This window comes from Xanthomonas sp. DAR 80977, assembly GCF_041240605.1.
GTDB classification, from domain to species: Bacteria; Pseudomonadota; Gammaproteobacteria; order Xanthomonadales; family Xanthomonadaceae; genus Xanthomonas_A; species Xanthomonas_A bundabergensis.
In genome coordinates this window covers 3,761,360-3,775,241 of record NZ_CP162487.1, presented here as the reverse complement: position 1 = coordinate 3,775,241, position 13,882 = coordinate 3,761,360, and the positions used below count along the sequence as shown (strand labels likewise).

At 70.9% G+C, this 13,882-nt stretch carries 12 protein-coding genes; 10 read left to right on the top strand and 2 right to left on the bottom strand.

Translation table 11 applies throughout. The annotated features are described in order from the left end of the window. The first annotated feature begins 387 nt into the window (after positions 1-387). Positions 388-2,442, top strand: coding sequence for an elongation factor G (fusA, locus tag AB3X10_RS15885; RefSeq protein ID WP_369976226.1), 2,055 nt, complete (start codon positions 388-390; stop codon positions 2,440-2,442). A 128-nt stretch (positions 2,443-2,570) separates the two neighbouring features. Next, positions 2,571-3,029 carry a hypothetical protein gene (locus AB3X10_RS15880; RefSeq protein ID WP_369976224.1) on the top strand — a complete coding sequence of 153 codons (459 nt, stop codon included), beginning with the start codon at positions 2,571-2,573 and terminating at the stop codon, positions 3,027-3,029. Between the two features lie 98 nt (positions 3,030-3,127). Here the strand turns inward: AB3X10_RS15880 and AB3X10_RS15875 are convergent, their stop codons facing one another. Beyond that, on the bottom strand, positions 3,128-4,720 hold the full coding sequence (locus AB3X10_RS15875) for an alpha-N-arabinofuranosidase (protein WP_369976222.1): 1,593 nt from the start codon (positions 4,718-4,720) through the stop codon (positions 3,128-3,130). Between the two features lie 624 nt (positions 4,721-5,344). Between AB3X10_RS15875 and AB3X10_RS15870 the strand changes: the two genes are divergently transcribed. Beyond that, entirely contained in the window at positions 5,345-6,397 is a 1,053-nt protein-coding gene (locus AB3X10_RS15870) for an aldose epimerase family protein (RefSeq protein ID WP_369976221.1), read from the top strand. Positions 6,398-6,559: 162 nt separating this feature from the next. On the opposite strand, the gene AB3X10_RS15865 is transcribed toward AB3X10_RS15870, so the two are convergent. Then, entirely contained in the window at positions 6,560-7,354 is a 795-nt protein-coding gene (locus AB3X10_RS15865; RefSeq protein ID WP_369976219.1) for a cytochrome C assembly family protein, read from the bottom strand. Between the two features lie 162 nt (positions 7,355-7,516). Here AB3X10_RS15865 and ffh point away from each other — a divergent pair, with 162 nt between their 5' ends. The 7 genes from ffh to rplS all read left to right on the top strand — a co-directional run bounded on the left by ffh (position 7,517) and on the right by rplS (position 13,482). Continuing rightward, entirely contained in the window at positions 7,517-8,896 is a 1,380-nt protein-coding gene (gene ffh, locus AB3X10_RS15860; RefSeq protein ID WP_369976217.1) for a signal recognition particle protein, read from the top strand. 398 nt (positions 8,897-9,294) lie between these two features. Continuing rightward, positions 9,295-10,365, top strand: a complete 1,071-nt coding sequence (locus AB3X10_RS15855) for an NAD(P)H-dependent flavin oxidoreductase (RefSeq protein ID WP_369976216.1) — start codon at positions 9,295-9,297, stop codon at positions 10,363-10,365. Next, positions 10,362-11,162: an aminotransferase class IV gene (locus tag AB3X10_RS15850; RefSeq protein WP_369976214.1), complete on the top strand. Its 801-nt coding sequence runs from the start codon at positions 10,362-10,364 to the stop codon at positions 11,160-11,162. Before AB3X10_RS15855 ends, AB3X10_RS15850 begins: the two co-directional genes overlap by 4 nt. A gap of 96 nt (positions 11,163-11,258) precedes the next feature. After that, positions 11,259-11,519, top strand: a complete 261-nt coding sequence (rpsP, locus tag AB3X10_RS15845) for a 30S ribosomal protein S16 (protein WP_369976213.1) — start codon at positions 11,259-11,261, stop codon at positions 11,517-11,519. Between the two features lie 43 nt (positions 11,520-11,562). Then, complete coding sequence (rimM, locus tag AB3X10_RS15840) at positions 11,563-12,075, top strand: ribosome maturation factor RimM (RefSeq protein ID WP_053840665.1); 513 nt, start codon at positions 11,563-11,565, stop codon at positions 12,073-12,075. Positions 12,076-12,152: 77 nt separating this feature from the next. Beyond that, positions 12,153-12,935, top strand: coding sequence for a tRNA (guanosine(37)-N1)-methyltransferase TrmD (gene trmD / locus AB3X10_RS15835; protein ID WP_369976211.1), 783 nt, complete (start codon positions 12,153-12,155; stop codon positions 12,933-12,935). A 130-nt stretch (positions 12,936-13,065) separates the two neighbouring features. After that, complete coding sequence (gene rplS / locus AB3X10_RS15830; protein ID WP_128421712.1) at positions 13,066-13,482, top strand: 50S ribosomal protein L19; 417 nt, start codon at positions 13,066-13,068, stop codon at positions 13,480-13,482. Positions 13,483-13,882 lie beyond the last annotated feature (400 nt).

The following is a 13,882-nucleotide window of genomic DNA, read 5'->3' as shown; positions in this document are numbered from 1 at the left end:
GGACTGTTCCAGCGGCGTGGCGTCGAATGCATTGACCCGCCTGCGGCGCAGGTCCAGACTTGCGCCCTTGTCCACCGTATCGCCCGCCATCCCATGCCGCACGCACCGCTGCTGATATTGCCGAACCACGCCCTGCGCTTCAGCGCGGGCCGGGTGCGCCTGCCTGACGGGATGGACCGAGCCGAGCCGTAGCGCTCCGCCGCCGCCGATCCGCCGCAGACGAGCACCCGATGGGTGCTTTTTTATTGCCTTTTTTCCAGCTTTCCCACTTCCGAGACGCGAAGGAGAACGTGCCATGCACCACGCAGCCGAACCCGAAACCTAGCCGCATGCCCAGTCGCCAACCGGGGCATGCGGCCTCCCCATGTTGGCGCTGGAGCCCATTCTATGAACACCCAAACCCTTTCCCGCTGGCGCAACCTCGGCATCATCGCCCACATCGACGCCGGCAAGACCACCCTCACCGAACGCCTGTTGTGGGCGACCGGCGCGATCCATCGCGTCGGCGAAGTCCACGACGGCGCCGCCACCACCGACTTCTCCGACATCGAACGCGCCCGCGGCATCACCATCGGCGCGGCCGCGGTGCAGGCGCAATGGTCCGCGCGCGGGCAGCCGGCGCATCGGCTCACCCTGATCGACACCCCCGGGCACATCGATTTCGCGATCGAGGTGGAACGCTCGCTGCGCGTGCTCGACGGCGCGGTCGCGGTGTTCTCCGCGGTCGATGGCGTGCAGCCGCAATCGGAAACCGTGTGGCGCCAGGCGCGCCGGCACGGCGTGCCGCTGCTCGCGTTCGTCAACAAGATGGACCGCGCCGGCGCCTCGTTCGAGGGCGTGCTGGCGCAGCTGCGCAGCAAGCTCGACGCCACGGTGTGGGCGGTCGGCGTGCCGCTGCCGGGCGATTCCGGCTTCGACGGCTGGGTCGACCTGGTCGGCCGCCGCGTGCTGGCGTGGGACGGCGACGGGCGCCTGAGCGTACGCGCATGGAGCGCAGACGACAGCGCCGCGTTCGCCGCGGCGCGCGAGCAGCTGATCGCCGCGGTGGCCGAGCACGACGACGCGCTGGCCCAGGCCTATCTGGAAGAGCGTGCGATCGACGACGACGCGCTGCGCGCCGCATTGCGCCGCGCCACCCTGGCCGGTGCCGGCGTGCCGGTGCTGGCCGGCTCGGCGTTCAAGGGCAAGGGCATCGAGCCATTGCTGGACGCGATCGTCGACTGGCTGCCGTCGCCGCTGGACCGCCCGCCGGTGGCGGCGACGCGCGACGCCGATGACGCCAGCGGCGCTCATGCCGTGCAACTGGCGCCTGACCCGTCCGCCGCGCTGGCGGCGCTGGTGTTCAAGGTCGCGCATACCGCGCAGGGACCGCTGGCCTTCGTGCGCGTGTATGCGGGCACCTTGCGCGTCGGCGACACGGTGTGGACGTCGCAGGCGCGGCGCCTGCGCCGGGTCGGGCGGCTGGCGGTGGTGCAGGCGCAACGCACCCACGACGTGGCGCAGGCCTGTGCCGGCGAGATCGTCGCCATCCTCGGCTGGAAGGACGCGGCCAGCGGCGAGACGCTCAGCGACGGCGAGCAGCGTTGGGTGCTGGAAAGCATCCGCACGCAGCCGCCGGTGCTGGCGTGGCGCCTGGGCGCGGCCAATGCCGCGGAACTGGTGCGGATGGGGCAGGGACTGGCGCGGCTGGCGCAGGAAGATCCCTCGCTGCGCGTGGACAGCGATGCCGAGACCGGCGAGACCCTGGTCTGGGGCATGGGCGAGCTGCACCTGGAGGTGACGGTGGAGCGCCTGCGCAGCGAGTGGCACGTGCAGGTGCGCACCGGCGCGCCGCGCGTGGCCTACCAGGAAACGCTGCGCGCCGCGGCGCTGGGCGTGGCCGGGCGGCTGTCCAAGCAGAACGGCGGCCATGGCCAGTTCGCGCAGGTGGTGCTGGACATCGTGCCGCGCGCGGACGGCGAGGTCACCTTCACCGACCGCAGCCGCGGCGGCGTGGTGCCGAAGGCCTTCGTCGCCGCGACCGAGAAGGGCGTGCGCGCGGCATTGGCGCAAGGCCCGCGCGGCTACCCGGTGGTCGGGGTGGAGGTGGCGTTGGTCGATGGCCAGGCGCACGCGGTGGATTCGTCGGACATGGCGTTCCAGCGCGCGGCGTCGGAAGCGGTCAAGGCGGCGCTGGCGCAGGCCGGCACGGTGCTGCTGGAGCCGGTGATGGCGCTGGCGATCGACACCCCGGCGGCCAGCGTCGGCGACGTGCTCGGCGACCTGCAGCGGCGCGACGGGCGCGTCGTGGCGATCCAGGAGCACGGCACGCGCGCGGACGTGGTCGCGCACGCGCCGCTGGCGCAACTGCAGGCCTATGCCACCGCGTTGCGTTCGCTGACCCAGGGACGCGGCTCGGCGAGCATGCGCTTCGACGGCTACGAGGCGGTCAGGGCGGCGTAGCCCGCCGCCTGCCGCAGGCACTGCACGAGGTCGAGGAGCCGGTTCGCCGGCTCCTCTTTTTTTTGCCTGGCGCTTGCGCGCGCGCCGCGATCCGGGCTTCATAGGCGCCCCCGACACTGGAGCCGCGCATGCGTCGATTCGTTGCCATCCTCGCCTTCCTGCCTGCGCTCGCCGCGGCGCAGGCGCCGCCGTGCGCGACGCCGTTGCAGGTGGCCCAGCGGCTGTACCAGGCGCGCGATTTCTACCGGCGGCCGCAGAACCTGGATGGGTTGCTGACGCCGCCCTTCGCCCATGCGGTCGAGACGGGACTTGGCTGTACCAAGCGCAAAGGCGACTGCCGCCTGGGCTACGACCCGTGGACCGATGCGGAGGGCGCCATCGAGGGCGCGCCACGCTTCACCCTGGTGTCCGGCGGGTCCCTCGCCACCGTGCTGGAGGTGCGCATGGACTATCGGCTGGCGCTCGGTGGCGCGGGCTCGGTCAAGATCGAACTGCAGCGCCGCGGCAACGGCTGCTGGGCGGTCAGCGACCTGATCTCGCCGGCCGGCGAATCGCTGTTCGCGCGGCTGTCCGACTCGCAGGAGTAAACGCCAAGCATAAAAAAACCGCGCCGGCCTGCGCCAGCGCGGTTCGGACGACCTGCCCGCGCCCTGCAGCGGGAGGGTAGGCGCGAAGGCGTCCGCGACTAGTGCAGTTTCAGCATCACGATCGCCTTGGCCGGCAGCGCCACGGTCAGCGTGCCGCCCTGCAGGCTGGCGCCGCCGAACGTCGCCGGCTGCACCGTGCGCGGCTGCTCGAAGGTGTTGAGCGCGGTGATCGCCGGCGCGGTCAGGATCTGCCCGCTGACGCCACTGGCCTGCACGCCGTCCACGCTCACCACCACCTGCGCGGCGCGGTTCGGGTCCAGGTTGGTCAGCGCCACGTAGACGTGGCCGTCCTTGGCCTTGACCGCCGAACCGTGCACCGACGGCACCGTGTACTCGCCGTGCTTGTAGTCCGGCGTCTTGATCTGCAGCGGCAGCGCGGTCGCGTCCTGGTACGGCTTGTACATCGCGAACACGTGGTAGGTCGGGGTCAGCAGCATCCTGTCGCCGTCGGTGAGGATCATCGCCTGCAGCACGTTGATCATCTGCGCGATGTTGGCCATGCGCACGCGCTCGGCGTGCTGCACGAAGATGTCCAGGTTGAGCGAGGCCACCAGCGCGTCGCGCAGCGTGTTCTGCTGGCGCAGGAAGCCGGGATTGACGTTGGGCAGGCCGCTGTACCAGGTGCCCCATTCGTCGACCACCAGCGCCACCTTCTTGCCCGGGTCGTACTTGTCCATGATCGCGCTGTGCTTGCTGATCAGCTCGTCCATCAGCAGCGTGCGCGACAGCGTCTCGATCCACGCGGTCTCGTCGAAATCGGTGGAGGACGCGCGCGGCGGCCAGCCGCCGGGGATGGTGTAGTAGTGCATGCTCAGCCCGTCCATGTACTTGGTGGCCTCGCGCATCATCACTTCGGTCCAGTGGTAGTCGGCATCGCTGGGGCCGGGCGCGATCTTCATGATCTTCTGGTCGGCCGGCGCCTTGACGAAGGTCTGGTAGCGGCGATACACGTCGGCGGCGTATTCCGCGCGCATGTTGCCGCCGCAGCCCCACAGCTCGTTGCCGACGCCGAAGTACGGCACATTCCACGGCGCGTCGCGGCCGTTGCCGCGGCGCTGGTTGGCCAGCGTCGACTTGGTCGGCGCGGTCATGTACTCGACCCATTGCGCCATCTCGTCCGGCGCGGCGTCGCCGACGTTGCCGGCCACATAGGCCTGGGTGCCGACCAGCTCGGTGAAGTCCATGAACTCGTGGGTGCCGAAGCTGTTGGGTTCCTCGACGCCGCCCCAGTGGGTGTTGATGCTGGTCGGGCGCTTGGCGCGCGGGCCGATGCCGTCGCGCCAGTGGTATTCGTCGGCGAAGCAGCCGCCGGGCCAGCGGATGTTGGGCACCTCCAGCGCCTTCAGCGCCGCGACCACGTCGTTGCGGTAGCCGCGGGTATTGGGGATCTTCGAGTCCGGCCCGACCCACACGCCGCCGTAGATGCCGTTGCCCAGATGCTCGGCGAACTGGCCGAACAGGTTGCGCGAGACCTGCGCGCCGGGCTGGTCGGCATGCAGCGTGCCGCGCACCTGGACGTCGGCGGCCTGCGCCAGGCCGGCGCCGAAGGTCAGCGCGGCCACCGCGACGGCCAGCGGCAGGCGTCGCCGCCAGCGCAGCGCGGCGTTCTTCAGTGAGCGGGTCGAGAGCATCGTGGGTCTCCTAAGTGGGTGGGACGGCGGTTGCGTGCACGCATGCCGCGTCGGTGAGCAACGGCACTGGCCGCGCGCGGCGCATGCGATGCGACGACGGGGCCTGGCGCACGCGCGGCGCACCGCGGCAGTGGCGGCTGGCAGGGCACGGCATGGTGGCGGTATCGGTGCAGATCGCAGTCCTTGTGACCGGTGATGGTGCGGCGGCACGACAGGCGTCCGGCTGCAGGTCCTGCGGCCGCGGTTCGAGCATAGGCAGGCCGGCGCAGTGCGACCAATGACGTAAATCCTCGCTGCTATAGCCGATTCGCATGGCTGCTGCGGCGATGCGACGTCGTGCGTTGCCGCGCGATACCGATGCGCTCCCCGGTGCGCGACCCGAGGATAGGCGAGCGACGCATGGCCGACCAATGATTTAAATCGGCGCATCGATATGGGGATTGCAATGATGCGATGCCGCAGATGTCGGTGTTTGTGTTGGGCCGCACGTTCCGCGCCGCATCGGGATCGCGATGTCGCTGCGCGGGCGGCCGCGTCGTCGCGCGGCGATGGCTTGCGACCGGCCGCGCTGGTTATGCTGCGCGGCACGCGTGGAACGCGCGCCCACCCAACCAGGACCCCCGCATGTCATCGATCTTCGGCCAGCTTCCCGACGGTACCGCCATCCAACGCCTGGTCCTGGACAGCGGCGCGGGCCTGCGCGCGGAACTGCTGACCTATGGCGGCCTGCTGCGCAGCCTGAGCCTGGACACCGCGCGCGGCCGCACCGAACTGGTGCTCGGCCTGCCGACGCTGGACGCGTACCTGCACGACCCGGCCTATCTCGGCGTGCTGGTCGGCCGCTTCGGCAATCGCATCGCCGGCGCGGCCTTCGAGCTGGACGGACAACGCTACGCGGTCGCGGCCAACGAGGGCGACAATCATCTGCATGGCGGCGCGCTCGGATTCGGGCGCCGGGTGTGGACCGTGCAGGCGCAGTCCGAGCGCCACCTGCAGCTGCGCTACGACTCGCCGGCCGGCGAGGAAGGCTATCCGGGCAACGTGCAGGTCGGCGCCGAGTTCAGCGTGCATGGCCGCACCCTGGAGCTGCAGTTCGCCGCGCACAGCGATGCGCCGACCCCGCTCAATCTCACCCATCATCCGTACTTCAACCTGGCCGGCGATGCCGGCGTGGCCGCCGCGGCGCAGTGGCTGCGGGTGCCGGCCGACCGCTACCTGCCGGTGGCCGATGCGGCGCTGCTGCCGAGCGGCGAGATCGCCGACGTGGCCGGCACGCCGTTCGATTTCCGCAGCCCGCGCGCGATCGCCGACAAGGACATCGCCGCCGATCCGCAGCTGCGCCTGAGCGGCGGCTACGACCATTGCCTGGTGCTGGCGCAGACGCGCGACTGCAGCGCGGTGCTGTATTCGCCGCACAGCGGCGTGGCCATGCGCATCGCCAGTGCGATGCCCGCGCTGCAGCTGTACGAAGGGCACTGGCTGGACCGCCAGCATCCGGGCCTTGGCCGCGGCGTGTGCCTGGAGCCGCAGGGCTATCCGGATGCGCCGAACCAGCCGGGCTTTCCCGATACCATCCTGCGTCCCGGCCAAGTCTACCGGCACCGCATCGAATACCGCTTCGCCGAGGTCGGCGCAGGCGCTGGTTGGGATGAGGTCGAGGCCGCATTGGCCGATTGAGGCGTCCCGTCCACGCTGCCGGCAGGTGTTGGACTCCTGTAGGAGCGGCTTCAGGCGCGACGCCGGCGCCGAGGGAATTTCGGTTGCCGAACTATCTGTCGCGGCTGAAGCCGCTCCTACAGGGCGGGGTGCGTTGAGATCCCGAATGCCGAGCCGCGGCGGTTACTGCGGGTGGCCGAGCACCAGTTCGATGACGAACTTGCTGCCGAAGAACGCCAGCAGCAGCAACAGCATCGCCGCCAGCGTCCAGTGCACCGCCTTGATGCCGCGCCAGCCGTAGCGCCAGCGGCCGAACAGCAGCGCGCCGAACACGATCCACGACAGCACGCTGAGCACGGTCTTCTGCACCAGCCGCTGCGCCAGGAAATCCTGTACGAACAGCACACCGGTCAGCAGGGTCAGGGTCAGCAGGATGAAGCCGACCACGATGGTGCGGAACAGCAGTGTCTCCAGCGCGGTCAGCGGCGGCAGCGCGCGCAGCCACGGATGGAAGTCGCGACGGCGCAGCGCGCGTTCCTGCAGCCACAGCATCACCGCCAGCAGCGCGGCGATGCCCAGCGTGGCGTAGGCCAGCAGCGCCATCCACGCGTGCAGCTGCAGCCGCCAGTCCAGCACCGGCGCCGGCTCGTGGCCGTGCGAGTGGTAGGCCAGCAGCAGCACGGCCGACAGCGGGAACACCACCACGCCCAGCGCCGCCATGCGCCCGCTGGCGCCCACCAGCGCGGTCATCAGCGCCATGCCCAGGCTGACCAGCGACAACGCGGCGAAGAAATGCATGTCCGGCCCGCCGGCGGTGTGCAGCGCCACCTGCACGTGGTAGGCCGCATGCAGCGCCACCGCCGGCAGCGCCGCCCACAGCCAGCCGCGGCTGCGCTCGACCCGGTCGCGCACCACCGAGCCCACCAGCAGGCCGGTGGCGGCGAGGTACAGCACGGTGGCGAGGAGCACGCTGAGCATCGCGCCAGTTTCGCATATCGGGCCTGCGCTGGTGGTGGCGGCCCAGGCGGCGTCGGCGGCAAGCCTGCCGCGGCGGTGCCGGCCGCGCGCCGCGGGCGTCTCCGGGATCGCCGGCCGGCGCGGCTATAATCGACGACCGTTTCCCGTCTGCGACCCGCCCGCATGTTCGAATCCCTCACCCAACGCCTCTCCGGCACCATGCAGCGCCTGCGCGGGCGCGGCCGCCTGACCGAGGAGAACATCCGCGAAGCCACCCGCGAGGTTCGCATCGCGCTGCTCGAGGCCGACGTCGCGCTGCCGGTGGTGCAGGCCCTGATCGAGCGCATCAAGGTGCGCGCGGTCGGCCAGGAGGTGCTCAAGAGCCTGACCCCGGGCCAGGCGCTGATCAAGGTCGTGCGCGACGAGCTGACCACGGTGATGGGCTCGGCGGCCAGCGACCTCAACCTCAACGTGCCGGCGCCGGCGATCGTGCTGATGGCCGGCCTGCAGGGCGCGGGCAAGACCACCACGGTCGGCAAGCTGGCCAAGTACCTGAAGGAAAAGCGCAAGAAGAAGGTGATGGTGGTCTCGGCCGACGTCTACCGCCCGGCCGCGATCGAGCAGCTCAAGACCCTGGCCGAGCAGGTCGGGGTGCTGTTCTTCCCGTCCGAGGCCTCGCAGCAGCCGGTGGACATCGTCCGCGCCGCGATCGCCGACGCGCGCAAGTCCTTCGTCGACGTGCTGCTGGTCGATACCGCCGGCCGCCTGGCCATCGACGCGGCGATGATGACCGAGATCAAGGCGCTGCACGCCGCGATCAATCCGGCCGAGACCCTGTTCGTGGTCGATGCGATGACCGGCCAGGACGCGGCCAACACCGCCAAGGCGTTCAGCGAGGCGCTGCCGCTGACCGGCGTGGTGCTGACCAAGACCGACGGCGACGCCCGCGGCGGCGCCGCGCTGAGCGTGCGCTACATCACCGGCAAGCCGATCAAGTTCATCGGCGTGGGCGAGAAGCCCGACGGCCTGGACGTGTTCCATCCCGACCGCCTGGCCAGCCGCATCCTGGACATGGGCGACGTGCTGTCGCTGGTCGAGCAGGTCGAGCACCAGGTCGACAAGGACAAGGCGCAGAAGCTCGCCGAGAAGGTCGCCAAGGGCAAGAAGTTCGACCTCAACGACATGCGCGACCAGCTCGAGCAGATGCAGAACATGGGTGGCCTGTCCGGGCTGATGGACAAGCTGCCGGGCATGGGCCAGATCCCCGAGCACCTCAAGCAGCAGGTCGCCGGCAACAAGGACGTGCCGCGGATGATCGCGATCATCGGCTCGATGACCAAGAAGGAGCGGCGCAACCCGACCCTGCTCAACGGCTCGCGCCGCGCCCGCATCGCGCGCGGTTCCGGCACCCAGCCGGCCGACGTCAACAAGCTGATGAAGCAGTTCCAGCAGATGGAAAAGATGATGTCCAAGATGGCCGGCGGCGGCATGAAGGGGCTGATGCGCGGCATGAAGGGCATGATGGGCGGCATGGGCGGCCGCGGCGGCCTGCCGTTCCGCTGAGCCACGCAACGGCGCCCCAGAAAGAGGCGCCGCACGCTGAAGCCCCTCTCCCCCCGGGAGAGGGGTTGGGGTGAGGGTACGGGGCGAAGCCACCCAGCCATTTATGGAACGCCAGGACGAGGGTACGGGGCGAAGCCACCCCGCCATCATGGAAGGCCAGTGCGAGGGTACTGAGCGAAGCCACCCAGCCCAGCCAGGCGAGGGGGCGGACCAAGGCGCTTCATCAAGCATGCAGCGGCGAAAGAGGACAGGCGGCCACGCCACCTCGCTCTTCATCCGGAGGCCGTCTCGCCCCGTCGTCGTTCCTGCCCCTGCCGCACCGCGCGACCACTGCGCGGACGCCGGCGATATCATCTGCTGCATCCTCCGACACGCCGCGACCGCGGCATCTGCCTGCCATGAACGATTCGCTGCAACACCGCGTGACCGCCTTCTGCGCGCGCTTCGGCCTGCGCACGCCGATCCTGCTGGCGCCGATGGCCGGCGCCTGCCCGGTGCCGTTGTCGGTGGCGGTCGCGCAGGCCGGCGGCATGGGCGCGATGGGCGCGGTGCTGTCGCCGGCGGCGGACATCGGCAACTGGATGGACGCGTTCCGGCAGGGCAGTTCCGGTCCGGCGCAGGTCAACCTGTGGGTGCCCGATCCGCTGCCGCTGCGCGACGCCGCCGCCGAAGCCGCCACCCGCGACTTCCTCGCGCAGTGGGGTCCGCCGGTCGAGGCTGCCGCCGGCGATGCCGGTCCGGCCGATTTCGGCGCGCAATGCGCCGCGCTGCTGGACGCGCGCCCGGCGGTGGCGTCCTCGATCATGGGCCTGTTCCCGCCCGCCTTCGTCGCGCGGCTGAAGCAGGCCGGCATCGCCTGGTTCGCCTGCGCCACCACGCTGGACGAGGCCTTGGCGGCGCAGGCCGCCGGGGCCGACGCGGTGGTCGCGCAGGGGGCGGAGGCCGGCGGTCACCGCGGCGCGTTCGATGCTTCCCGTGCCGAGCGGCAACTGACCGGACTGTTCGCGCTGCTGCCGCGCCTGGCCGACCGCCTCGATGTGCCGGTGATCGCCGCCGGCGGCATCGGCGATGGCCGCGGCATCGCCGCCGCGCTGACCCTGGGCGCCAGCGCGGTGCAGATCGGCACCGCGTTCCTGCGCACGCCGGAGGCGGCGCTGGCGCCGGCCTGGGCCGCGGCGCTGGCGCAGGCCGAACCGGAGCAGACCATGGTGACGCGCGCGTTCTCCGGCCGCCTCGGCCGTGCGCTGGCTACCGACTACGTGCGCGCCGCGGCCGCCGCCACGGCGCCGCCGCCGCGGCCGTACCCGGTCCAGCGCGGGTTGACCGCGCCGATGCGCCAGGCCGCGGTCCGCGACGACCGGCTCGCGGCGATGCAGGCCTGGGCCGGGCAGTCGGCGTGGATGGCGCCGGCGCAGCCGGCGGCGACGCTGCTCGACACCTGGTGGGATCAGGCGCAGGCGCTGCTGTGAACCCACAGCTGTTCTGCAACGGGCGCCCGGCGACAGCGGACGCGCTGGCCGCGCCGGCGCTGGTCAACTACGGCCACTTCAGCACGATGCAGGTGCGCGCCGGCGCGGTGCGCGGCTTCGACCTGCACCTGCAGCGGCTCGACGCGGCCACGCGCACGCTGTTCGGCACCGAACTGCCGGCCGATCGGATCCGCGCCGAGTTGCGCGCGGCGCTGGCCGCGTTCGGCAGCGCCGATGCGGCGCTGCGTGCCAGCGTGTTCGCCCGCGACTTCGACTTCCGCCGCGCCGATGCGACCTGTACGCCGGAGCTGCTGGTATCGCTGGCCGCGCCCGCACAGCCGGACGCCGCGCCGCTGCGGGTGCGCAGCGTGGCGTTCGCGCGCGAGCTGCCGCAGATCAAGCACGCCGGCACCTTCGCCCTGTTCCACCAGCGCCGGCTGGCGCTGCAGGCCGGCTTCGACGATGCGCTGTTCGTGGATGCGCAGGGCCTGGTCGCCGAGGGTTCGATCTGGAACCTCGGCGCCTGGGACGGGCAGGGCGTGGTCTGGCCGCAGGCGCCGGCCTTGCGCGGCACCCAGGAGCGGTTGCTGCAGGCCGGGCTGGCCGCGCTCGGCGTGGCCCAGCAGGTGCGGCCGCTGCATGTGCGCGAACTGGCCGGGTTCGCCGCGGTCTTCGCCTGCAATGCGCGCGGCCAGCAGGCCATCGCCGCGGTGGACGGGCAGGCGCTGGGGCCGGCCACGGAGCTGTTGCGGATGCTGAACGACGCGGTCGAGACCCAGCCCTGGCAAGCGATCTGACGGAGCCGGGGGCGACTTGGCAGCGTTCCGGGCGCCGGCTATAATCGGCAGTTCACCGCGCCATCCTGGCGACTGGGCAACACCGGAAAACTCACCATGGTCAAGATTCGCCTTACCCGTGGCGGCGCCAAGAAGCGCCCCTTCTACCACATCATCGTCACCGACGTGCGCAGCGCGCGCGACGGCCGCAACATCGAGCGCCTGGGCTACTACAACCCGGTCGCGCAGGGCGCCGAGCCGCGCATCGTGCTCGACCTGCCGCGCGTGGACCATTGGGTCTCCAACGGCGCGCAGCTGACCGACAAGGTGCGCAACCTGTACAAGGAAGCGACCAAGGCCCAGGTCGCCGCGGCCTGATCCTGCGGGCCGCGCCTGGCGCGGCCCTTCGGTTTTTGCACTCATGAAAGACAGCCAGCGCCGTATCCTGCTGGGCAGGATCCTGGGCGCCTTCGGCGTACGTGGCGAGGCCAAGCTCGAGTCGTGGACCGAGCCGCGCCTCGCCATTTTTCGCTACCAGCCCTGGATCGTGCGCAAGCCCGACGGCAGCGAAAGCACCCTCAGCGGCGTGCGCGGCCGCGAATCCAGCAAGCACCTGGTGGTCACCTTGCCCGACGTCACCGATCGCGATGCGGTCGAGGCGCTGCGCGGCACCGAGATCTACGTGGCGCGCGACACCCTGCCGCCGCCCAAGCCCGACGAATACTACTGGGTGGACCTGGAAGGCCTGGACGTGCGCACCGTCGACGGCGTGGCCCTGGGGCAGGTCTCGCACCTGTTCTCCAACGGCGCCAACGACGTGCTGGTGGTGCGCGGCGACCGCGAGCGGCTGCTGCCGTTCGTGCAGCCGGACTACGTCAAGTCGGTGGATTTCGACGCCAACCTGATCGTGGTCGACTGGGACCCCGAGTTCTGAGCAAGGCGGGCGCGCATGCGCCTGCCGTGGCCGTTGCTCCAACCAATCCCCAATCCCGACTCCCCAATCCCCGCCTCATGCGCATCGACGTCATCAGCCTGTTCCCCGAATTCGTCGCCCAGTGCGCCGCATTCGGCGTGGTCGGCCGCGCGCAGGAGCGCGCGCTGCTGGACCTGCACGGCTGGAACCCGCGCGACTACGCCACGGGCGGCTACCGCAAGGTGGACGACCGCCCGTTCGGCGGCGGCCCGGGCATGGTGATGATGATCGAGCCGCTGCAGGCCTGCCTGCAGGCGGTACGCGCCGCCGACCCGCAGCCGGCGCCGGTGATCTACCTGAGCCCGCAGGGCGCGCCGCTGACCCAGGCCAAGGCCCGCCAGCTGGCGGCGCTGCCGCGGCTGGTGCTGCTGTGCGGGCGCTACGAGGGCGTGGACGAGCGCTTCGTCGCCGCCGCGGTGGACGAGGAGATCTCGATCGGCGACTACGTGCTGTCCGGCGGCGAACTGGCCGCGGCGGTGCTGGTCGATGCGGTGACCCGGCTGCAGGAGGGCGCGCTGAACGATGCCGAGTCCGCCGCCCAGGACAGCTTCGAGGGCCCGGACGGGCTGCTCGACTGCCCGCACTACACCCACCCGCGCGAGCACGCGCTGGGCGAGGTGCCGGCCATCCTGCGTTCCGGCAACCATGCCGCGATCGCGCGCTGGCGGCGCATGCAGGCGCTGGGCCGGACCTGGCTGCGGCGTCCGGAACTGCTGGACGAGGCCGCGCTGAGCAAGGCCGACCGGCGGCTGCTGGAGGAGTTCCGCCAGGGCCTGCAAGCCGATCCGGCGCCCGTGCAGGAAAATCCATCCAAGCCCTAGCCACGGCGTCGCGACTGGGTTAAAATGCCCGGCTTTCCGGTCAAGCCCTCTGTGCTTGGCCCATCGTATATCGCGCAATCGCCGTGCGGCGACTGCCGGACCACCTCACCAGACACAAGCGGTGCCCACCATGAGCAAGCTCAACAAGACCATCCTGGCCGACTTCGAAGCCGCCCAGATCCAGCGCAAGCTGCCGGAGTTCAACCAGGGCGACACCGTCGTCGTCAACGTCAAGGTGAAGGAAGGCAACCGCGAGCGCGTGCAGGCCTACGAAGGCGTGGTGATCGGCACCAAGAACGCCGGCCTGAACTCCTCGTTCACCGTGCGCAAGATCTCCCACGGCTTCGGCGTGGAGCGCGTGTTCCAGACCCACAGCGCCATCATCGACTCGGTCGAAGTGAAGCGCCGCGGCAAGGTCCGCGCCGGCAAGCTGTACTACCTGCGTGGCCTGGAAGGCAAGGCCGCCCGCATCAAGGAAGATCTGGCCGCCGCTGCGCAGGCCAAGGTCGCGCGCCAGGCCGCTGCGGCCGCCGCCAAGGCCGAGTAATCCCCCAGCGACCCCGGTCGCTGCCGCGACGGCCGCCTTCGGGCGGCCGTTTGCGTTTGTGGAGCGGTATGACTGCGATTTCGGAGTGATGCGCCGTTGCGTCCAACGCGCTGGCTTGCGCTGGGCATGGCGTGGGCTGGAAATGCCGGTCGGGGCTGAAGCCCCTCCTGCAGTGCACCCAGTCAGCTTCCTGTAGGAGCGGTTTCAACCGCGACCGAGCGAAGCCGTGGACGCTCCGTGCGGCCAGGCTTCGGCGTCGTCGGCCCCCCACCGCGTTCCCTCGATGCCGCGTCGGCCGAGACAAAGCGAGAGCGTTCTCACGCAGTTGCCACAGGCTTTTGCAGGAGCGACTTCAGTCGCGACGGGCTTTACCGAAAGGGCCTGCCGCAACTGAAGAGGC